The sequence below is a fragment of the Nonomuraea sp. B19D2 genome (assembly GCF_040137845.1).
Lineage (GTDB): Bacteria > Actinomycetota > Actinomycetes > Streptosporangiales > Streptosporangiaceae > Nonomuraea.
Genome location: NZ_JBEFAK010000003.1, coordinates 526,973 through 547,593, shown reverse-complemented (window position 1 = coordinate 547,593; position 20,621 = coordinate 526,973). Strand labels below are relative to the sequence as shown.

The 20,621-nt window shown below is 66.8% G+C and carries 15 protein-coding genes and 1 pseudogene; 11 read left to right on the top strand and 5 right to left on the bottom strand.

The window, feature by feature from the left end:
* The first annotated feature begins 19 nt into the window (after window positions 1-19).
* Entirely contained in the window at window positions 20-730 is a 711-nt protein-coding gene (locus tag ABN273_RS09220; protein WP_349448230.1) for a thioredoxin-like domain-containing protein, read from the top strand.
* A gap of 71 nt (window positions 731-801) precedes the next feature.
* Here the strand turns inward: ABN273_RS09220 and ald are convergent, their stop codons facing one another.
* Window positions 802-1,920 carry an alanine dehydrogenase gene (gene ald, locus ABN273_RS09215; RefSeq protein ID WP_349448264.1) on the bottom strand — a complete coding sequence of 373 codons (1,119 nt, stop codon included), beginning with the start codon at window positions 1,918-1,920 and terminating at the stop codon, window positions 802-804.
* 148 nt (window positions 1,921-2,068) lie between these two features.
* On the opposite strand from ald, the gene ABN273_RS09210 reads away from it, so the two are divergent.
* Window positions 2,069-3,049 (top strand): excalibur calcium-binding domain-containing protein, encoded by a 981-nt coding sequence (locus ABN273_RS09210; RefSeq protein WP_349448229.1) that lies wholly within the window; start codon window positions 2,069-2,071, stop codon window positions 3,047-3,049.
* Here ABN273_RS09210 and ABN273_RS09205 read toward each other — a convergent pair.
* The 3 genes from ABN273_RS09205 to ABN273_RS09195 all read right to left on the bottom strand — a co-directional run bounded on the left by ABN273_RS09205 (window position 3,046) and on the right by ABN273_RS09195 (window position 6,920).
* Entirely contained in the window at window positions 3,046-4,431 is a 1,386-nt protein-coding gene (locus ABN273_RS09205; protein WP_349448228.1) for an NCS2 family permease, read from the bottom strand. The two genes, ABN273_RS09210 and ABN273_RS09205, sit on opposite strands and share 4 nt — an antisense overlap.
* Window positions 4,432-4,492: 61 nt before the next feature.
* Entirely contained in the window at window positions 4,493-4,726 is a 234-nt protein-coding gene (locus ABN273_RS09200; protein ID WP_349448227.1) for an EF-hand domain-containing protein, read from the bottom strand.
* Entirely contained in the window at window positions 4,710-6,920 is a 2,211-nt protein-coding gene (locus tag ABN273_RS09195; RefSeq protein WP_349448226.1) for a xanthine dehydrogenase family protein molybdopterin-binding subunit, read from the bottom strand. Before ABN273_RS09195 ends, ABN273_RS09200 begins: the two co-directional genes overlap by 17 nt.
* A 95-nt stretch (window positions 6,921-7,015) precedes the next feature.
* Here ABN273_RS09195 and ABN273_RS09190 point away from each other — a divergent pair, with 95 nt between their 5' ends.
* Complete coding sequence (locus tag ABN273_RS09190) at window positions 7,016-8,509, top strand: PucR family transcriptional regulator (protein ID WP_349448225.1); 1,494 nt, start codon at window positions 7,016-7,018, stop codon at window positions 8,507-8,509.
* A 201-nt stretch (window positions 8,510-8,710) separates the two neighbouring features.
* Here the strand turns inward: ABN273_RS09190 and tnpA are convergent.
* Window positions 8,711-8,945: pseudogene (gene tnpA / locus ABN273_RS09185) on the bottom strand (IS200/IS605 family transposase); the annotation flags it as partial.
* 64 nt (window positions 8,946-9,009) lie between these two features.
* Here tnpA and ABN273_RS09180 point away from each other — a divergent pair.
* The 8 genes from ABN273_RS09180 (at window position 9,010) to ABN273_RS09145 (ending at window position 20,346) form a co-directional block, all read left to right on the top strand.
* Window positions 9,010-10,260 carry an RNA-guided endonuclease InsQ/TnpB family protein gene (locus tag ABN273_RS09180; RefSeq protein ID WP_349448224.1) on the top strand — a complete coding sequence of 417 codons (1,251 nt, stop codon included), beginning with the start codon at window positions 9,010-9,012 and terminating at the stop codon, window positions 10,258-10,260.
* A 76-nt stretch (window positions 10,261-10,336) separates the two neighbouring features.
* Window positions 10,337-10,711, top strand: coding sequence for a hypothetical protein (locus ABN273_RS09175; protein WP_349448223.1), 375 nt, complete (start codon window positions 10,337-10,339; stop codon window positions 10,709-10,711).
* Window positions 10,712-10,838: 127 nt separating this feature from the next.
* Window positions 10,839-11,153, top strand: coding sequence for a PucR family transcriptional regulator (locus tag ABN273_RS09170; protein WP_349448222.1), 315 nt, complete (start codon window positions 10,839-10,841; stop codon window positions 11,151-11,153).
* Window positions 11,154-12,137: a M48 family metalloprotease gene (locus tag ABN273_RS09165; protein WP_349448221.1), complete on the top strand. Its 984-nt coding sequence runs from the start codon at window positions 11,154-11,156 to the stop codon at window positions 12,135-12,137.
* 953 nt (window positions 12,138-13,090) lie between these two features.
* Window positions 13,091-17,914 (top strand): LamG-like jellyroll fold domain-containing protein, encoded by a 4,824-nt coding sequence (locus ABN273_RS09160; protein WP_349448220.1) that lies wholly within the window; start codon window positions 13,091-13,093, stop codon window positions 17,912-17,914.
* An 87-nt stretch (window positions 17,915-18,001) separates the two neighbouring features.
* A complete protein-coding gene (locus tag ABN273_RS09155) occupies window positions 18,002-18,877 on the top strand; it encodes a hypothetical protein (protein WP_349448219.1) in 876 nt (291 codons plus the stop codon).
* 241 nt (window positions 18,878-19,118) lie between these two features.
* Complete coding sequence (locus ABN273_RS09150) at window positions 19,119-19,388, top strand: hypothetical protein (protein ID WP_349448218.1); 270 nt, start codon at window positions 19,119-19,121, stop codon at window positions 19,386-19,388.
* Between the two features lie 730 nt (window positions 19,389-20,118).
* Window positions 20,119-20,346: a GntR family transcriptional regulator gene (locus tag ABN273_RS09145; RefSeq protein ID WP_138714219.1), complete on the top strand. Its 228-nt coding sequence runs from the start codon at window positions 20,119-20,121 to the stop codon at window positions 20,344-20,346.
* The last annotated feature ends 275 nt before the right edge of the window (window positions 20,347-20,621 follow it).

Here is a 20,621-nt window from a genome sequence, read left to right as displayed (position 1 = left end):
GGACGCCGATGGAGGAACGATGACAAAGGAGAAGGCGCAGGCGAGGCGCGAGCATCTGGCCAAGATGCGGGCCGAGCAGAAGCGCAAACAACGCCGCGCCGCGCTGCTCATGTGGGGAGCCGGCGGCCTGATCATCGTGGTGCTCGTCGGCCTGGTGGGCTTCTACCTGATCAAGCAGGCCCGCGAGACCTCGCTGGACGCCGTGGCCAACTCCAAGTACGAGGGCGGGCAGCACGTGTGGAACGCGGTCAAGTACAAGGAGACGCCGCCGGTCGGTGGCGAGCACAACAACTACTGGCAGATGTGCTCGATCTACGACAAGCCCATCCACAGCGAGCACGCGGTGCACTCGCTCGAGCACGGCGCCGTCTGGATCACCTACCGGCCCGACCTGCCCAAGGCGCAGGTCGACAAGCTGAAGGAAGTGGCGACGTCCACGGGGCAGCAGGACTACATGCTGGTCAGCCCGTACCCCGGCCTGCCGTCGCCGGTGGTCGTGTCGTCGTGGGGGCACCAGCTCAAGCTGAACGATCCGGCCGACCCCAAGCTGTCCGCGTTCATCAAGAAGTTCCAGAACGGGCCTGACACGCCGGAGCTCGGCGCCACGTGCGGCGGCGACGACGCCATCACCACGACGGCCGACCAGGCGCCGCTGCCGCCGGAGCCCAAGGGCAACCAGCAGGCGCCGACGGAGACCATCTCGCCGTCGCCCACCCAGTCGCAGAAGTAGACTCTGCCCGTCTCACGCCCGTCCCCTCCGTACTTCGGCTGAGGTCCTTTGGGGGACGGGTAGTGGGCGGCTCAGGGGGAGAGGACGCGCTCCGGCGGCGTCCACTCCAGCCTGTGCGCCTCGGCCACCGGGCGGCTGGTCAGGCGGCCCTCGTTGGTGCTCAGGCCGAGCGCGAGCGCCCGGTCCTCGCGCAGGGCCCGCTGCCAGCCGAGGTCGGCGATGGCCAGCGCGTACGGGAGCGTCACGTTCGTCAGGGCGAACGTCGAGGTGTGCGGCACGGCGCCGGGCATGTTGGCCACGCAGTAGAAGATCGACTCGTGCACCTGGTACGTCGGCTCGGCGTGCGTGGTCGGGCGGGAGTCCTCGAAGCAGCCGCCCTGGTCGATCGAGATGTCCACCAGCACCGAGCCCGGCTTCATCCGGCTCACCAGTTCGTTGCTCACCAGCTCGGGCGCCTTGGCGCCGGGCACCAGGACCGCGCCGATGACCAGGTCGGCCTCCAGCACCGCGCGCTCGATCTCCAGCGTGTTGGAGGCGACGGTCTGGCAGTGGCCCTGGTAGATCATGTCGGCCTGGCGCAGCTTGTCGATGTTGTTGTCGAGCAGCAGCACCTCGGCCTGCATGCCGAGGGCGATGGCGGCGGCGTTCATGCCGGACACGCCGGCCCCGATGACCACGACGTTGGCCGCGCGCACGCCGGACACGCCGCCCATGAGCACGCCCCTGCCGCCCTGCGAGCGCATCAGGTGGTACGCGCCCACCTGCGGCGCCAGCCGCCCCGCCACCTCGGACATGGGCGCGAGCAGCGGCAGCGCGCGGTTCGGCGTCTGGACGGTCTCGTAGGCGATCGCGGTGCAGCCCGAGTCGAGCAGCGCCTGCGTGCACGTCCGGGAGGCGGCCAGATGCAGGTACGTGAACAGCACCTGCCCCTTGCGCAGCCGGTGGTACTCCTCCGGCACCGGCTCCTTCACCTTCATGACCAGGTCGCCGGCCCCCCAGACTTCGTCGGCGTCCGGGACCATGACGGCCCCCACCGCGGCGAAGTCGGCGTCGGGGATCGAGGAGCCGAGACCCGCGCCCTGCTCCACGAAAACCTGGTGGCCGTGGCGCACGAACTCGTGCGCTCCGGCCGGGGTGAGCGCCACCCGATATTCGTTGTTCTTGAGCTCTTGCGGAACACCGACCTTCATGAGCGAACTCTTCTCGGCGAGGTGTTTGTACACCTCCATTCTTCCTCCATCTCACGGATAGGTGAGGATTATTCGGCTGATTACCCCGGTGCCGCCGGTCCTCGATAGGCTCACCGGCAGTCCGAACGTCAGGATGGGATCGTCATCGATGGACAAGCCGGAAGAGCCGCCGACCGCGGAGCCGGGGGAGCCGAAGGCGAGCAGACTCACCACCATCGTGTTGATCGTCTCGCTCGTCCTCGTCGTGCTGGTCGCGGGCGTGCTCGGCACGATCGCCGTTCTGATGACCAGAAATCCCGACACGCCCCTCTTAGGCAACGCGCCGGCGCAGCAGCTGGCCGTGCCCATCCACTTCGCCCCCGTCCGGCAGGCCAAGGCCGCGCCGTGCCCCAATGAGAAGGCCGTGCTCGACGAGCAGCAGACCACCTGCTACCTCCTGGAGGACGGCGTCACGGTCGACCTCGTGCAGCGGGTCGAGCCGGTGCGCGAGAAGGACGGGCAATACTCCGTGCGCATCGCGGTCGCCCCGAAGTACAAGGAGCGCCTCGTGCAACTCATCGACGAGCTGGTGCCCGATCAGCGGCAGGTCGCCATCGTGCTGGCGCCCGCGCAGCCGGACGCGCCCAAGGTCGTGCTGGCCGCGCCCATCGTCACCCAGTACATGGACGGCGACAGCATGAGCATCGCGGGGTTCGAGAAAGAGGAGGCCGACGCCCTGGTGGCCCGCCTGCTGGGCACCCAGTCGAGCCAGGACACCGCCCCGACGAGCCCGGCGCCGACCGGCCCCGCCGCCACGGGAGCGCCCTCCCAGCCGTCCGGCACCACCCCGCCGCAGACCGGCAACCAGCAGAGCACCAACCCCGGCACCACCAACCCCGGCACCACGAACCCCGGCACCACGAACCCCGGCACTACCAACCCGGGCGCCACGAACCCCGTCGGCAGCAACCCCACCGCCACGAACCCGGCGTCGGGCACCAGGCGCACCCCGGACAAGCGGTACGCGAGCTGCAAGGAGGCCGTGGCCGCCGGAGACGGCCCCTACACCAAGGGCACGCACGAGGAGTACTCCTGGTACGCGGACGTCGACCGCAACGGCGTGGCCTGCAACAGCGGCGACCTCCGCTAACGGCCGCCGAACAGCTGCTCCAGCCAGTCGATCGCGAAGTAGGCCAGGAAGATCAGCGAGACGATCCAGAGCAGCCACGGAATCTCGGAGACGCGCCCCCTGGCCGCCTTGACGAGGGTGTAGGCGATCACGCCCGCGCCCACCCCGTTCGTGATCGAGTACGTGAACGGCATCAGCGCGATCGTCAGGAACGCCGGCACGGCCAGGTCCAGCTCGCCCCAGGGCACGTTCTTGCTCTGCATCATCATCAGCGCCCCGACCAGCACCAGCGCGGGCGCGGCAGCGGCGGCGGGCACCACCGCGGCCAGCGGCGTGAACAGCAGCGTCAGACCCAGCAGCGCCCCGGTCACCACGCTGGCCAGGCCGGTGCGCGCGCCCTCGCCGACGCCGGCGGCCGACTCGACGAAGACGGTGTTCGCCGAGGAGCTCACCGAGCCGCCCACCATGCCCGCCACGCCGTCCACGGTCAGGACCCGGCCCAGCCGGGGCACCTGCCCCCGTTCGTCCACGAGCCCGGCCTCGTCGCTCACGCCGATGATCGTGCCCATCGCGTCGAAGAACCCCGAAAGCACCAGCGTGAACAGCACCACGGTCGCCGTCAGCGCCCCCGCCCTGCCGAACCCGCCGAACAGGTCGAACGCGCCGACGAGCCCGAAGTCCGGCGCCGAGATCAGGCGCTCCGGCACGCGGGGCGTGACCACGCCCCACGACCCGCGCGGGACCCTGGCCAGCGAGTTGACCAGGATCGCCAGGGCGGCCGTCACGATGATGCTGATCAGGATGGCGGCCGGGGTCCTGCGCACGTACAGGACGATCATCAGGAGCAGGCCGAAGGAGAACACCACGACCGGCCAGCCCGTGAGGTGGCCCGTGGCGCCGAGTTGCACGGGCGTGCCCGTGCCCCGCGCCACGAACCCGGCGTCCACCAGGCCGATCAGCGCGATGAACAGCCCGATCCCCACGCTGATGGCGTGTTTGAGCGCCAGCGGGATCGCGTTCATGATGAGCGTGCGCAGCCCTGTCACGGCCAGCACGATGATGACAAAGCCCTCGAGCACCACCAGGCCCATGGCCTGGGCCCAGGTCATGTAGGGCGCGGCCTGGTAGGCGACGACCGCGTTGAGCCCGAGCCCGGCGGCCAGGCCGAACGGGGCGTTGCCGATGAAGGCCATCAGCAGGGTGGAGACGGCCGCGGCCAGCGCGGTGGAGGTGGTCAGCTGGGCGATGGAGAGCCGGGCGCCCGTGACGTCCCTCGCGCCGGCCAGGATGATCGGGTTGAGCAGGATGATGTAGGCCATCGCCACGAACGTGGTCAGCCCGCCACGCACCTCGCGGCCGACGGTGGTCCCCCGCCCGGTGAGCTCGAAGAATCGATCGAGCACCCGCCGTCCCCCTTCTGATGATCAGGGGGAACTCTGGCTAGTTACCCGGCGGGGGACGAGATCACGCCCTCTCGTGGCGCCCGTGGCCCACCAGGCCGACGAACTCCTCGAGCCCGACCGTCCCGTCGCCGTCGCTGTCGGCGGCCTTGATGAACGCCTCGATCTCGCTCTCGGAGGCGCCCAGCCCGCCCAGCGCCTCGTTCGCCTGGCGAATCTCGGCGGCGGTCAGCAGGCCGTCGCCGTCGGTGTCGAACCGCCTGAACTCGGCCTCGGCCGCTTCACGCGCGTCTGCCATCGGATACCCCCATTGTCGAACGTCCGTTGAACAACGCGATATCTTCCGGCCTAATCGGAACGCGAGTCAACCGCAGCCCGGTCGCCGCGCGTACCGCGGCAGCGATGGCGGGGGTGGAGGAGAGGGTCGGCGGCTCGCCCGCGCCGCGCAGTCCGTACGGCGCCGCCGGATCCGCGTTCTCCAGGATCTGCATCCGCATCGGCGGCATGTCGAGGATGGTGGGGATGAGGTAGTCGGTGAACGACGGGTTCAGCACCCGGCCGTCGCGGATCTGGATCTCCTCCATGAGCGCGAGGCCGAGCCCCTGCGCCGAGCCGCCCTGGATCTGGCCCTCCAGGGCCTGCGGGTTCAGGATCCGGCCCACGTCCTGGACGGCCGCCAGCTCGACCACCTTGACCAGGCCCAGCTCCACGTCCACGTCCACGACGGCCCGGTGCACGCACAGGGCGAGCTGCGTGTGCGAGTCGCCCTGGCCGGTGCGCGGGTCCAGCGGGTAGGTCGGGCGGTGCCGGTACTCGCGCGTCTCCTCGATCGGCCCGAACTTCTCGAGCGCCTCCTCCGGAGACAGGCCGTTGAAACGTTCCCGTACGGCCTCGCAGGCGGCCTTCACCGCGCCGCCGGTCACGTACGACTGGCGCGAGGCCGACGAGGAACCGGCCGAGCCGACCGAGGTGTCGGCCGTGGCCACGGTCACGTTCGCGATGCCCAGCTCGGTACGGGCGATCTGGGCCTGGACCGTCACCAGGCCCTGGCCGACCTCGGCGGCCGCCGTGTGCACGGTGACGTGCGGCTCGCCGCCGATCAGCTCGGCGCGCACCCTGGCCGTGGAGTAGTCGTCGAAGCCCTCGGAGAAGCAGATGTTCTTGATGCCGACGCCGTAGCCGACGCCGCGGCGCACGGACTCGCCGTGCGTGGTCTGCGAGACGCCGCCCGGCATGGACCGCAGGTCCTCCTCAGTCGCGGCGGGCAGCGGCATCGCCTCCAGCTCGCGCAGCATCTCCGCGAGCGGGGCGGGGGAGTCGATCACCTGGCCGGTGATGAGGTGGGAACCCTGGGAGACGGCGTTGCGCACCCGGATCTCGACCGGCGACAGGCCGCAGGCCTCGGCCAGCCTGTCCATCTGCGACTCGTACGCGAAGCACGCCTGCACCGCGCCGAAGCCCCGCATCGCGCCGCACGGCGGGTTGTTGGTGTAGACGCCGGTGGCGTCCACCCGCACGTTCTCCACCTCGTACGGGCCCACGCCGAGCGAGGCGGCGTTGCCGATCACGGCGAGGGAGGAGGAGCAGTACGCGCCGCCGTCCAGCAGGATGTCGGCCTTGACGTAGACCAGCTTGCCGTCGCGGGTCGCGCCGTGCTCGTAGCGCATCCAGGCGGGGTGGCGGTGCACGTGGCCGAAGAACGACTCCTCACGGCCGTACACGATCTTGACGGGCCGGTTCAGCCGCAGCGCCAGCATGCAGGCGTGCACCTGCATCGACAGATCCTCACGGGCGCCGAACGCGCCGCCGACGCCCGACAGCGTCAGCCGCACCTTGTCCGCGGGCAGCCCGAGGCAGGGGGCGAGCTGGTCGCGGTCCACATGCAGCCACTGGGTGGCGATGTAGAGGTCGACGCCGCCGTCCTCGGCCGGGACCGCCAGGCCCGACTCGGGGCCGAGGAAGGCCTGGTCCTGCATGCCGACCTCGTACTCGCCGGTGACGACGACCTCGGCCTCGAACGTGTCGCCCCGGCGCACCGGCTGGTGGCGGACGATCTCCTTGGACTCGCGGGGGTCGGTGACGGCCTGGCGGACCTCGTACTCGACCACGATCGCATCGGCCGCCCTGCGGGCCGTCTCCGGATGGTCCGCGGCCACCAGCGCCACCGGCTCGCCCTGATAGCGGACCTGGTCGATGGCCAGCACCGGCTGGTCCTTGTGCTCCAGCCCGTAGAACTTCGCGCCCGGCACGTCCTCGTGCGTCAGCACGGTCAGCACGCCCGGGATCTTCAGCGCGGGACCCACGTCGATCGAGCGGATCCACGCCGACGGATGCGGGCTGCGCAGCGTCGCGCCCCACACCATGCCGTCCAGCCACAGGTCGGAGGCGTAGGCGAATTCGCCGGTCACCTTCAGCGTCGCGTCGGGCCGCCGCGCGCTCGCGCCGACCCCCTCTTCGGCGCTGTGCAGGGTGGTGTACGCCGTCTCCGTCATCCTTCGAGTAGAGCACCGCGGCCTTGCCGCCGCCTATGCGCGCCGGGTGAAATCCCGGTCAGCGGTTCGCCCCACGGCCTTGTATATTCCTCCAAGTGCGTATCTCTGACCTGCTGGCCATCGAGGACCTGCGCCTGGTCCTGCTCGCCGGCGACCCCGCACGCGAGTTCCACACCGTGCACATCACGGACCTGCCGGAGCCCGGGCGCTACCTGGCCGGCGGCGAGCTGGTGCTGTCCGGCCTGATGTGGTGGCACGCGCCAGAGGACTCGGTCAGGTTCGTGTCGGCCCTGGTCGAGTCGGGGGTTGCCGCGCTCGGCGCCGGTCAGGCGTGGCTCGGCCACGTCCCGGCCGACCTGGTGGCCGCGTGCGAGGCCGCCGGACTGCCGCTGGTCGAGGTGCCGACGGAGGTGTCGTTCCGCACGCTGGCGGAGCTGGTCGTGCCGCGGCTGTCCGGCGACGTGCGCGACGCGCTCGGCCGCCACCGCAGGCTGGTCGCGGCCATCGCCGAGGGCGCCGACCTGCGCGAGCTGTTCCAGCTGACCGCCGCCGAACTGGGCGTCACCGGCGCCGTCCTGTCCGCCTCGGGCGAGGTGATCGTGGGCGCGGCCGAGGATCCGGTACGGCTGGCGAAGGCGTACCTCACGGCGCCGCGGCTGCCCGCGCACGTCGGCAACCACACGATCTTCGCGGTCGGGCGCGGCCACCGGGCCGCCGGCTGGGCCCTGGCCTGCGACGGCGACCTGATCGGCCAGGCCGACCTGGGCTACGAGCTGGCGGCCTGCGTGGGCCTCGAACGCAGCCGTATGGAGGAGGGCCGCAGGGTCGAGCGCCGCCTGACCGAGCAGCTCGTCGTGGCCGCGCTGGCCGAGTCGGACGTGGCCGAGCTCAACGCCAGGCTGCGGACGTGCGGGATCGGCGCGGCGGAGCCGTACACGATCGTGAACGCCACCGCGCCGAGGCCCGGCGCCACCCGCGGGCCCGACCCCGCCACGCTGGGCGGCCAGATCGTGGAGGAGCTGCTGGGCCGCGAGGTCGTCGCGGCGGCGGGCGCGGACGGCGCGGTCGCCGTGGTGCCGCTGCGCGAGCGCACCCCCGCCGAGCTGGCCGATCGGCTGCGCGCCGGCGCTGAGGTGCTGGCCGCCCTGCCCGACACCCGCCTCTGCGTGGGGCTGAGCGGCGCCCTGACCGGGGCCGCCGCGCTCAAGGGCGGCGTCGAGGAGGCCGGGCACGCCAGGCGCCTGGCCGAGGCCCGCGCCGGAGGAGTGGTGACCAGCGACGAGATCTACACGCACGCGCTGCTGCTGGCCACGGTGCCGGGGGACGTGCGCCGCTCCTTCGCGGCCCGGTTGTTGTCGCCGCTGCTGGACTACGACCGCAGGCACCAGTCGGAGCTGGTGCGGACGCTGGGGGTCTTCCTCGACTGCGCCGGCTCCTGGAACGCCTGCGCGGAGCAGTTGCACGTGCACGTGAACACGGTGCGCTACCGGATCCGCCGGATCGAGGAGCTGACCGGAAGAAACCTGTCCACCATGGCGGACCGCGTGGACTTCTTCCTGGCCCTGCGGGACACGGGCCTGCCTCGGTGATCGCACTACAGTTCGGCGAAAGACATCCGGATGCGTGATCGAGTGATAACGTTCCGTGTATGCCCTCCTCCCGGCACGACGCCCTCCTTCGACTTGTCCGCGACCATCTCGACCTGCCGATACGGCTGCTGTGGGAGGTCGGTGGGATTAAATTGCCGACCGACGGCCCGTTGTGGGTCGGGCCAGGAGACCTGCGGGTTTGCTGATGGCGACCTTGTGTGGGTAGTGCATGAGCAGGTGAACGTGGTCGTCGGCGCCGTTGAACTCGCGCAGTTCGGCCTCGAAACTGTCGCACACTTCGATCATGATGTCCTCACACCTGCGGAGCATCTCCTCGTCGAACACACCGCCGCCGGTACTTGGTCACGAAGACCAGATGACCATGCATCGCCGATACGACGTGGCGTCCGCGTCGGCATTCCGCTTCCCGGGCCATGGACCAACTGATAATGTGTTCGAGTTGCGGATTGTAGTGGATCAAGGGCGGAGGGTGGTCGAAGGTGAAGCTACGCTACAACTACCGGCTCTACCCCGACCCAGGCCAGCGCCAGATGCTGGCCAAAACGTTCGGCTGCGCCCGGGTGGTGTGGAACGACGCGCTCGCCGCCCGCAAAGTCGCCCGTAAGATGGGGCTGCCCTACATCGGCGACGCCGCCATCCAGCGCCTGGTGCTGACCCAGGCCAAGAAGACCCCGGAGCGGGCGTGGCTGGCCGAGGTGTCCTCGGTGGTGCTGCAGCAGTCGGTCCGCGACCTCAACACCGCCTACAAGAACTTCTTCGACTCGGTGGCGGGCAGGCGCAAGGGCCCGAAGATGGGGCTGCCGGTGTTGAAATCCCGGCACGATCACCGCCAGGCGGCACGGTTCAACGCCAACGCCTTCGCCCTGACCGGCGACGGGCGGCTGTATCTGGCGAAGATCGGGCAGGTGGAGGTGCGCTGGTCGCGCCAGCTGCCCGCGGCGCCGTCCAGCGTGACAGTGATCAAGGATGCGGCGGGCCGCTACTTCGCCTCGTTCGTCATCGACGTCCCCGACACCGTAAACCGCCTGCCCGAACTCGATACCGAGGTCGGGATCGATCTCGGGCTGACCCATTACGCGATCCTGTCCACCGGAGAGAAGATCGCCAACCCCAAGTGGCTGCGCCGGCGGGAGAAGAAACTCGCCCGCCTGCAGCGTGGATTGTCGCGCAAGCAGAAGGGATCGAAGAACCGGGAGCGGGCCCGGCTGAGGGTGGCCCGCCAGCACGCCAAGGTCGCCGACGCCCGCCGTGACTTCCTGCACCAGACCAGCACGTCGATCATCCGTGAGAACCAAACGGTATGCATCGAGACGCTGCAGGTGCAGGGGCTGGCGCGCAGCCGGCTGGCCAAGGCGGTGCACGAGGTGAGCTGGGGCGCCTTCACCCGGCTGCTGGAGGGCAAGGCCGCCCGCCACGGCCGGACCCTGGTGAAGATCGGACGGTTCTTCCCGTCGTCACAGCTGTGCCCGTGCTGCGGCCGGCAGAACGGCAAACTCCCGCTCGAGGTACGGGAGTGGGACTGTCCCTCCTGCGGAGAGCATCACGACCGTGACATCGCCGCAGCGATCAACATCCTGACCGAAGGCATGCGCATCATCGGTTCATCGGGTTCCACCGTGGCCGCCGGGCTGGCTGGACACGGCATAAACGACTGTGGAGGGCAGGTAAGACCAGGCGAGGCAACTCCGACCCTGGCACCACCCGCAACCTACAACGCGCAGGCGGCGTAGCAGAAGCAGTAAGAACCTCACGGCGACGTGGGGCAGTCCCCAGCGTTCACGCCGGGGAGGAAGTCAAACTATCGACATGGCCGCGCCGCAGGCCCGCCGGCTTCTGGAGGAGACCGTGACGACCTACGTTCCCGAGCACAGCCCCTGGGCCCAGAACCTGTACCGCAAGGGTGCGGTCGCAGGCCGAGAAGAAGGCCGAGAAGAAGGCCGAGCAGAAGGCTGGCAAGAAGGCTGGAGAATAGGCGATGCACAAGGCCGCGTCAGGGAAAAGGTGGCCTCTGTGTTCACCGTCCTGCGCTTCCGCGGCATCGATATTCCCCCCGACCGGCATATGCGGATCGTCACCTGCACCGACCTCGACCTCCTGGGGGTCTGGCTGCGGCGCGCTCTCGAAGCCACGCACATCGACGACCTTTTCGACGACGGTTCGGGGCCGGAACCCCGGTCCTAGGTAAGTGGGTCATCCCGGCTCGGTCCTTCCGAGGGTGACCCGCTGGGTGATCTCCTGGGTCGCGTCTCAATGGCGGCGTGGAGGTGGGGCACGCCAGGCGCCTGGCCGAGGCCCCTGCGGGGGAGTGGTGACCAGCGATGAGATCTACACCCACGCGCTGCTGCCGGCCACAGTGCCGGGGGATGTGCGCCGCTCCTTCGCGAGCCGGTTGCTGCCGCCGCTACTCGACTACGACCGAAGGCACCAGTCGGAGCTGGTTCGCACGCTCGGCGTCTTCCTCTACGGCGCCGGCTCGTGGAACGCTTGCGCCGAGCAGCTGCACGTGCACGGAATCAGCCCGCGGCCATCGCGGCAGGGCTGCGGCTGCCGCAGCTGGCTCACCTTGACATACTCCGCGTTCTCGCGGTCCGAATCGACCTGGAACGATATGGGAGCTCTTTGAATGGATACGCTCTTAAGAATAGCGGCCCTGCTCCTGTCGCTCGTGGTCCACGCGCTCACCCTCGCGTTCGTCGTCATAGGTTGCTGGATCATCTACGCGAACTCCAACTTCCTGGTCTTCTGGCTCGTGGGCTTGGTCGTGGCGGGTGTCGGCGTGCTGCTGTTGCCACGATCACGTCGCCTGCCCGCCGACGCCGAGTCGCTGGCCCGCACTTCGGCCTCTGAGCTGTACGGTGTCGCGGAACGGGTGGCACAGGCGGTGGGCGTGGAGCCGCCAGCGACTGTGGCGATCAGGGATCTCACCGTGGCGAGTGCGTACATGCGCGTGGGACGACGCCGTCGGGTGCTTGTGATCGGCCTTCCCCTGTGGCTTGTCCTGTCAGCCAGGCAACGTGTGGTGTTGCTGGCCGGAACCTACGCCGAGGCGCGCGACGACGGGTTGATCGTCGGCGGCGCGCTCTCCACTCTGGCCGTGTGGCGCGAGTCGCTGCTGCAGGGCGAGTCGGCGCCCCGGCGCGAGGAGGCGCACACGCGGATCGGTGCCACGTTGGGCTCGTTCGCCACTCCGGCCGGTACGTATGAGGGCATGGGGTCGATCGGCCGGGGCTTGGGCAAGGTCCTCGGCCTCCCGGTGCTGCTCCTGGAGTGGACGTTGATCAGGCTGGTACGCAGCGGCAGTAGTGGTGCGGCGCGGCAACGGCTCGCGCGGGCGCACGGCGTCGCCACGGAAGTGGAGTTGGCCGAACTGGCCGAGCTGGTGCGCGGTGGCCGCTTCCTGGCTCCGGTACAGGCGGCGGCACTGCGTGGGGCGAGCGTTCCGGAGATCCGCCAGTCCGCGTGCGCGCGCCTGGAGACCCTCGTCTCCTATGGGGGCGCCCACGGCACCGAGCCCGGCCTACTCACCGAGGACGCGTCGGATCGCATCGACAACGAGCTGAGTGGGCACTATGCGCGCGCGATCAAGGGGTTCGGACTGCTGGTGTGAAGCCGCTGATGTGACGGCGCCAGCGAACGCGCTGGAGTGAAGCCGCTGGTGTGGAGGCGTTCCCGCGATGACTGCGGGAACGCCTTCACCGCGTATGACAGCGTAATCGCGAGCCTCGTGCAGCGCAGCCCGTTCCTCCTCGAGTTGCCGCTCATCGAACTCGACCACCTCGCGCATCCCGTAGAGGGACGAAAGGTTCAGCGTTCGCGGCAGCTTTGTCGGCCGTCAGGTGCTCGGCGTTGCCTTTAGTCACCTTTAGCAGAGCCGTAATGTAGACCGAATCTAGAGGCGTCTGTTTATCCTTCCGCGTGGACATCACGAAGGGAGGACGGAATCAAAGCACCAGCTAAACAGAACACGTCGCACGACCCAACGCATCTATGCCTCGGACGGCAGAGCACACTGCACGCCCTGCACGCTCAGCACCCACGCGACCAGGGCACGCAGCGACGCGGAGCCTACACCTGGTATGTCAGGAGGACCACTGTCCTCATCGCTGACATGCACGCCGACCTGCAACGCTCTCGCCGTCGCCTATTCAATTCGGGGGATGTTCCATACGCCGAAGTCGAGTAAGTGTGGCCCGGTCGTGTCGCAGACGGGGTAGAGCGCTCACCGATTTCGAAAACGCTGATCAACAACTTTAGGTCTGTTTGAGCAGATACATCTGCTCTCCCAGACCAAGTTTTACGGTCAGCCGCGTGCGGCTACGGTGACTCTTCTTACCTTGTTCGGCGATTTCCGGTCAAGGTAATGGTCTTATCATTTCAACGTACAACAGATAGAGGGTGTTAGTGAACAAGTTAGTCAGCACGGCGGGACGGGACTGGCCGTCTCGCCGACACCTCGCTCTGGCGACGGCGCTTACGGTGGCAGCATCGCTGCTGGTAGCAGGTGTATCAGGCCCAGCACAGGCTGACCCGGCGCCAGCCACAACTCCGTCCGCTCCCACTGTGACCACCTTTCCCCGCCCCGAGGATCCCGATGCTTCCTTACGGGCCGCCATTGAGGAGGCCAAGAAGCAGAACAAAGCGGTAGCCGTCCAGGCGGCTTTCACCGAAACCTCTCGTACGTGGGCGTATCCGGACGGTCATTTATCCACCCAGTCATATAACGGTCCCGCCCAGTTACGGCAAGCCGACGGTTCATGGGCGTGGATCGACAGCACACTCGAGGAAAAGAACGGCGTACTGAAGCCACGCCTGGCCAAGGGCGGCCTGCAGGTGTCGGCAGGGGGCCCGGGCCCGTTCGCGAGTATGCGGCTGGGCCGCGAGGGCACCTTCGCCCTGTCCTGGCCGACCGCGTTGCCGAAGCCTCAGGTCAAGGGCAACGTCGCCACCTACGTCGGCGCGGCCGGACCGTCGGCGGACCTGGTGGTGACGGCGTTGCCGACCGGGTTCCGGCACGATGTCGTGCTGCGCGAACGGCCGACCGGGCCGGTGGAGTACCGCATTCCGGTGCAAGCACCGGGGCTCACGCTGCGTGAGACGAAGTCCGGCATGCTTACCCTGTCGGGCGCCAAGGGCAAGAAGGTGGCCACCGTGCCCGCTCCGCGCATGTGGGATGCGGCGGCGGCCAAGGCCGATGCCCAGCGGCCGGGCCGGGAGGCCAAGGTCGCCACGGAGGTGAAGAGGGAGGACGGCGGCACCGTGCTGGTGCTGAAGCCGGACCCGAAGTGGCTGGCTGATCCGGCGACGCAGTACCCGGTGACGGTGGACCCCACCACCACGCTGGGCGTGACGCAGGAGGTGTCGGTCAAATCCCCCGTGTACCAGAAGGGGCCAGGTCTGGTCTCCCGGTCCAACTACAAGAACTGCCCGACGACCGCGACCTGTACCTACCCCAACGAGCAGGCGACCCGAGCGCTGCTGGCCTTTGACACCGCTCCCATCACCGGGCGGCAAGTGGTCAAGGCCACCATGCAACTGTCTTTGAACGGCAACGCCACCACGTGTGGCACCCTGCAGGCGGTCAGCGCGTTCCGGATCACCGAGCCGTGGGTGGCCGACGACACGTTCTGGGGAAACCAGCCGGCTGCCACCGCTGAGGGACGTTCTTCACTGGACCCCTGCGCCCAGGTCAGGACGGACGGCGCCATCTGGAGCTGGGACCTCACCGCGATCACCAGCGCCTGGGCCTCCGGCACCGCCAACCACGGAGTGCAGCTTCGCCTGGGTGACGAGCTTCCGGTCCCCAAGGACTTCGGCGAGGACTATTCGTTCTGGGCCCAGCTGTGGGGCGGAGCCCGGGTTCCCAAGCTGAGCGTGGACTGGGTGCTGCCGCCGGAGATCCCCACGGTCACCGCCGAGTCCATCGACTCCATGACCGGTAACGACGCGATCGCGCGCAGCACCAACGTCAAGGTCACCTACAAGTCCAGCGTCCCGGAAACCGCCAACCTGGACTACACCGTCACAGTCAACGACTCCACCATGGCACCCCCGGCCGCCCAACTCCCCATGGGCGAAGCAGCCCTGTGGAAGCTGGATGAGACCTCTGGCACCAGCGCCGCCGACTCCTCAGGCAACGGCTTCAACTCCACACTCACCGGCACCTACAGCCGCGTCCCCGGGCAGCTCGGACAGGCCGTCAAGCTGTCCCCCGGCGGCCTGGCCAGCACGGGCAAGCCGGTTCTCAACACCGACCAGAGCTATACGGTCACGGCATGGGTGCGTCTTGACTCCACCAGCACCGATCAGGCCGTCTTGTCGCAGATGGGCACCAACACGCCCGCCTTCAGCCTGGGCTACCTCACCTCGGACGCGGCCGAACTGGATCAGCGCTGGACCCTCACCCTGATGGACGTCGACAGCGCCACCACCATCCGACCGGTCCCCATCCAACCCAAGACCCTGGCCAAACCCGGCCAATGGCAACATCTCGCGGCGCAATACGACGCAAGCGCCCACAAGATGCGCCTGTATGTGGACGGGGAACTGGCCGCCGAACGCGACCACACCGTCACCTGGAACGCCGGCGGAGCCTTCGAGATCGGCCGCGGCAAGATCTTCGCCGAGAACGCGACCTTCGACGGCGCCATCGACGACGTCCACGCCTACCAGCGCGTACTGACCGGCGATGAGATCCGCGCCATGGTCGGCGTGCCCGGCACCACCACCCACAACAACATCCCCTCTGGCCAGACACTGGACAAGGTATTCACCTTGGACAACCCGGCCAGCTTCAAGTTCGTGGTCAAAGCCTGCCGAACTGGAGTCACTCCGCCCTCCTGCAACGAGAGCCCGGCCTACCGCATCACCTCGGATGCGCCGATGCTCCCGACAGACACCGAAACCGGTATGGACGACCCCACCCAGCCGATCTTGTCAGGCATGGTCAACCGCCCCTCCGGCGGCCCAGTCACCGCTAAGTACTACCTCTACGACAACAACGGCACACCCATCGGCGCTGCACCACTCGGCACCCGAACCGTCAACGGCGGCGAACGCGCCTCCTTCCAAATCCCCACCAACACGGTCCAACCAGGCACCACCTACAAGTGGCAAATGGTCGCCTGCGCCAACGGCGAAACAGCAGGCGACGAGATCTGCACCTCCAAGACCGCCCCGATCTCCTTTACAACCCCCGGCACGCCACCACCGGATCCGGTGGAAAACGTCAAGACCCTGACACTGGGCAAGGACAGCTTCGTCATCAAGGCAGCTAAGACGGATCCCACCGCATGCAATGGCGCACCTTGCACTGTGGAGGACGCCACTGCCATGCGGGTCGGCGGCACCGGAGTCGACAAAACGGCAGCAGTGATCGGGTTTAAGCTCGATGAGTTGCCGGACGGGGCGGCCATCTCCGAAGGCATCCTCAAGCTCGGCTCCGCCACCTGCGCGGGAGCCCCCTGTCCAACGGATAATGTCATCACAGCGACGCCGTTGAAGACGCCAGTCAACAGCGAAAGCAAAGGGTCGGATCTGCCGAACGATGCCGACACCAGCGGCAACTTCTCGCTGCCGATCGGCGATCCTAAGGCGGACATTGGTGACGATGCTTTCCGGTGGCTGATGCTCACCTCCAATAAAGACGAGGTCATCACCTTCGGCGAGGCGGCAGCGGTTGAGCAGCCGTCGCTGGCGCTCACTTACCTGCCTGCGAAGCCGCCGAGCAAGGTGCTCAATCTCGCTGCGCAGGCAGGCGATGCCAGTGCGATCGCCAGTTGGGGCCTGCCCCTGGAAAATGGCAGCATGGCGATGCTGGACGGCTATGACGTCGAGGTGGCCAACAGTGCTGGCTCCGTGGTTAAGACCCTGGTGGTCAAGGACCCGTACGTGGCGATCACTGGGCTGACGAACGGCGAAGCCCACACAGTGAAGGTGCGCGCCAAGACCGCATTCGGGCAGAGCGACTGGGAGGCGACGACGGTCACCCCGAAGGCCGTGCCGCCACCGCCGGTCAAGGACGCGACCAACCCGTGTATCCCGTTCTTGGACGGGGAGCAGCCGCCGACTAGGGCTGCTGCCGAAGAACCTGGGGCGCAGGAGTATATCGACCGGGTCAAGGCCTACTACCAGGCGCAGGACGCTGTACTGGAGGGCCAGGCTGGGACGATATGGGAGGCGTCGGGTGTGACGCCCAGCGCGCCGAATACGGCGAAACTGTCTCTGCTCAACGCCGTACTGGTCGAGCAGCGCGAAGCGATGCAGCGAGCCGGGGAGTCACGGACCAACTCGACTGTCACTCTGATCAGCCCCGTTGTCCAGGCTGGTGCGAATGGAACCGCCCGCGTCTTTACGACGGTGAAGCGTGATTGGACGCTCACCACACCAGATGGGGCCAGTGCAGCCGTTGTGCGTCCATCTGGAACGGTGACGCCAAGCGATTCGACTATCTCCATCCATGTTTTCGACCGGTGTGGGAACATGGCCGAGATCCAGGTTCCTCTTCCGGCATTCTTGGATCCGACGGACAGCATCGACTCGTGTGCAGGTTTCGTCGACCCCGATGGCTCTGTGCAGCGTGTGTGTGGAGTCTCAGAAGAAGTGCCTGGCGGTGGAAACGGTGGAACGGGACCGCTTCCTCTTCCTTCGGCCGGAAAATCAAATAAGCGCTGTACGCTGACTACGCGGCAGAACTACTGCGAGATAATCCAAAGCCTCGGCCGGAAGAATTGGTACTTTCAATCATCCGTCGTATCCACGTGGAATCCTTGGGACGCTGACGCCGAAGAAGATCCGCTCAAGTCCTGGTCTGCCCAGCGCTTTGAGAATTGGCTCTACGTCTTCCCTGGAAACTCTGCGGACTGGAATCCGAAGAAGACGTTCACCAAGAATCTGCTCAAGGCGTTGAGGAAGGCGTACGAGATCGACGACAAGAAGACCAAGGCCATGGAGATGCGAGCAGGGGCGTGCTACGAGCATAACCTTGACACGACGGAAGTAAGTGCCGGTCTTACCGTCGGCGCCAGTGAGGCTGCCGCTGACGTGGGGCTCTCCCACGGTCAGACGCAAGGGGAAGAGTGCATCGATAGGGCGGAGAATAACTGGGCAGAGTCACAGCCCAGTATCGTCGCCGACAAGGCCAACAATGCCGCGATCTGGATTCGTTGCACGGCAAAACATCTGAATTCATGCAGTATCGATCGTTTCACGCACAGGATGGTCGGGCGTCTGAAAGTTGACTTCACGGTCAAGAGCGCGAAGTATCTGGTAGTCGCCGAGCATGCCTATCGCTGTGCGGTCGAGCGGATGCCCTACGGGACCAAGCTCAAACTCCGTCACGCAGGCTGTACTGTCCCCGATCCCACTATCATTGGTGGTCTCAACTAGCAAGTAGGCTAGGGTTGGGCGTTTCAGCTTCTGGGGCGCCCAACCCGGCGGCCGGCTTCGACCATGCCTGTATAGTGGGGGATTGTCATGCTGGGCAGCTTAAGGCTCAAGATCGTTACTGGCCTCGTCGCTCTCCTCGTTGCCATCGCGGGCGGCATCGCCGCCTTCCAGAGGTTCGGACCATGGGCCGAGTATGTCGACTCGGGACACGCACGACGAGTGCTAGTAAACGCGTTCAACGTAGTGAATCCTGGTTACACCATTGACTATTTCGGTATAGAAGATGGGAACTTTGACATCCATCCTCGCGGTGGCACGGTTACCATTCCCATTAGCGCGCGATCTTCCTATTTTAAAAGCCTGAATCACCAGTGGCATAGATTCTCGGTTAAGGTAGAGCTGTCCTCAGATATGGAGATAGAGGCGCCTTCTCTGGAGGCAACGACAACCGGCATAGCAATAGACGCTGTCAGTGGTGATGCGGAAGACATGGCTGCGCGCACATCTGAATATACGCGGAAAATGCTTGTGGATATGGATGAGCCGCTCGCGGTAACCGCGGTCGTGAAGTTAAATACCCCGCAGCCCGAGGAAAACCTTGCCCGTGCCTGGAGCATCTGGGACGGCAGAATTGGCGCAGTAATACTTACGCACGCGAACGGCCGTGCGAAGCCAATTACGTGGTCTGGCGGTGACTGCGGCGCAATGGGTTTTGACTGTGGTCCCGCAGGAGACCTGCGCGCGCATCAATTTCAGCGGTGGGTCGCTTCACTCAGGGAAGACGATGCTGATGCGCTCGCGGCCTTCGGCCTCAATCTACAAGAACTCCGAGACAGCTCGGTTAATCCTCTCATCGGTGGGTTCGTTGTAACGGCTTCACCGAAAGATATCCGAGACCTACAGGACGATCAGCGAGTGCAATGGATTCGCATGACAGACGTTGCATTGGATTATTCAAGCTGATGTTGATCGTGCCCATCGCCGTCGTGTCGCTCACCGACCGCACGACAGGCACGACTTCCGAACGAGGCCAACCATAAAACGGTCGTCTGGGTAAACCTCGATGGCTCACGCCTTGGGGATCTCTACACCTCGGAGCCCGGTTCCATACACAAGGATTGGGACGAGCCACCGTCCTCGGATAGACCGCTTGGCGGCGGCTCTGAGCGTGACCTTGGGAACAGCATCGCGAGGAGTCGGCGACATGAAGCTCCCCAAGGGCTATACCGACGAGCTGATCGCAACCGACGGCGGAGCCTTGAGTGGCAGCATCGTCGACAAGCTCCTGCGGTACGGCAGCTTCGACGATGCGTTCCTCCTCGGCATAGCCAACAAGGTCTTCAACGATGCCAAGAAACCACGCGTCGGACGGCAGGAGATCATCGGTTCGGCCCTGGACTCGCCGCCGCTCTGGCCAACAATGCCAGGGTTGCCCAGGACTTGGCATCCTCGGCTAACCGAACGCGGCCATTGAAGACCGGCTGTCCCTCCGCGATTGGCTTGCCCAACCACGTACAACCTGGCCTCAGCCCCAACACCTTCTCTTCAGGGCCACAGACGGACACGCAACATGACTCCGGTCAGGAACCGTGAGGCTACGTATGCGAGTTGTGCGTCCGGCACGCCGTCATTGCGCTTCGCCCAGGATTATCTGCGACCAGAGCGCTTCGGCGTCGCGAACTTTCACCCATGGGCTCTCGACCACGGACTCAGGCCAAACGGACCGGTCATACCGCCGCACGAAGCCCAGCCCGCTGGCTACGCACTGCTCGAAGACCACCGACAAGCACTCGCACGTGTAGGCACGGACGCGGACGCGATCCGTACGCCGCTGGACGGGGGACCACTTCACCGGCACCGCGTTCGGCCGGGGTGCAGCGGGGTGCATGCCATGAAAGTCGCCGACGTCGGCCACAGGTTCACCGTCCTCCGTGCTACGTAATGCCCATGCCTGACCAGTCATGCCGCCGAAGACCACGGGCGCCGGTGAGGCGCTGGCGAGCGAATGGCGAATATCGTCCGCACTGCGCGCTCCCACGGGCGGCCCGATGGGAGCGCACAGGGGAAGCCCACCCGGAGGGGCTCTCGACCTTCGTTCACCAGCGCCACGGGAAAACCTATATCGTCCTGTCCTAGCCTGTCTATAGCATTCCTAGGCATGCCTGTTCTATGCTGGTAGGTCCAGAGATACGTAAAGTCGTCCTGTGATTGAGTGGGACCCGAGGCTCTACAAGTGGGAGCAGATAGCGAATGTCGTCGCGGAGCGCATCGAGAGCGGCACCTACCCTCCTCTTGCCCTGATCTCGGAGGTGAAGCTTCAGGAAGAGTTTGATGTTGCGCGCGTCACCGTTCGGAAGGCGATGGGTGCCCTCAGGGACCGGGGACTGATCACCACCAAGCCAGGCAAGGGCTCCATAGTCGCGCCGCAGTAGCCGTGTCCGGCGTTTGAATCGCTCAGCTCCGCGCCCCCGGTTATGCGGCGGCCATGAGGCCGCGGCAGCGGCACCGACAAGCCCAAAGAGGAGGTGTCGGCGGAGTAGGCTTCTGTAGCTCAACACCGCCTCGCGAAGCGGTGTTGAGGGCGATTGATTTCGACAACCGGACTTGTGGCGTCTATGACGGTGGTGGATCAAAGGGTCGGCCCGGCTGATCGATCTCAATAGGACTCGCGCTGCGTCTTCCGCCAGTCGCTGCCCGTGCTGGTGAT

Bases quoted from the DNA above. Each gene is read 5' to 3' on its own strand.
- ABN273_RS09165 (WP_349448221.1), top strand. From the start codon at position 11,154: ATGGATACGCTCTTAAGAATAGCGGCCCTGCTCCTGTCGCTCGTGGTC.
- ABN273_RS09220 (WP_349448230.1), top strand. From the start codon at position 20: ATGACAAAGGAGAAGGCGCAGGCGAGGCGCGAGCATCTGGCCAAGATG.
- ABN273_RS09195 (WP_349448226.1), bottom strand. From the start codon at position 6,920: ATGACGGAGACGGCGTACACCACCCTGCACAGCGCCGAAGAGGGGGTC.
- ABN273_RS09175 (WP_349448223.1), top strand. From the start codon at position 10,337: ATGGCCGCGCCGCAGGCCCGCCGGCTTCTGGAGGAGACCGTGACGACC.
- ABN273_RS09200 (WP_349448227.1), bottom strand. From the start codon at position 4,726: ATGGCAGACGCGCGTGAAGCGGCCGAGGCCGAGTTCAGGCGGTTCGAC.
- ABN273_RS09150 (WP_349448218.1), top strand. From the start codon at position 19,119: ATGAAGCTCCCCAAGGGCTATACCGACGAGCTGATCGCAACCGACGGC.
- ABN273_RS09210 (WP_349448229.1), top strand. From the start codon at position 2,069: ATGGACAAGCCGGAAGAGCCGCCGACCGCGGAGCCGGGGGAGCCGAAG.
- ald (WP_349448264.1), bottom strand. From the start codon at position 1,920: ATGAAGGTCGGTGTTCCGCAAGAGCTCAAGAACAACGAATATCGGGTG.
- ABN273_RS09155 (WP_349448219.1), top strand. From the start codon at position 18,002: ATGCTGGGCAGCTTAAGGCTCAAGATCGTTACTGGCCTCGTCGCTCTC.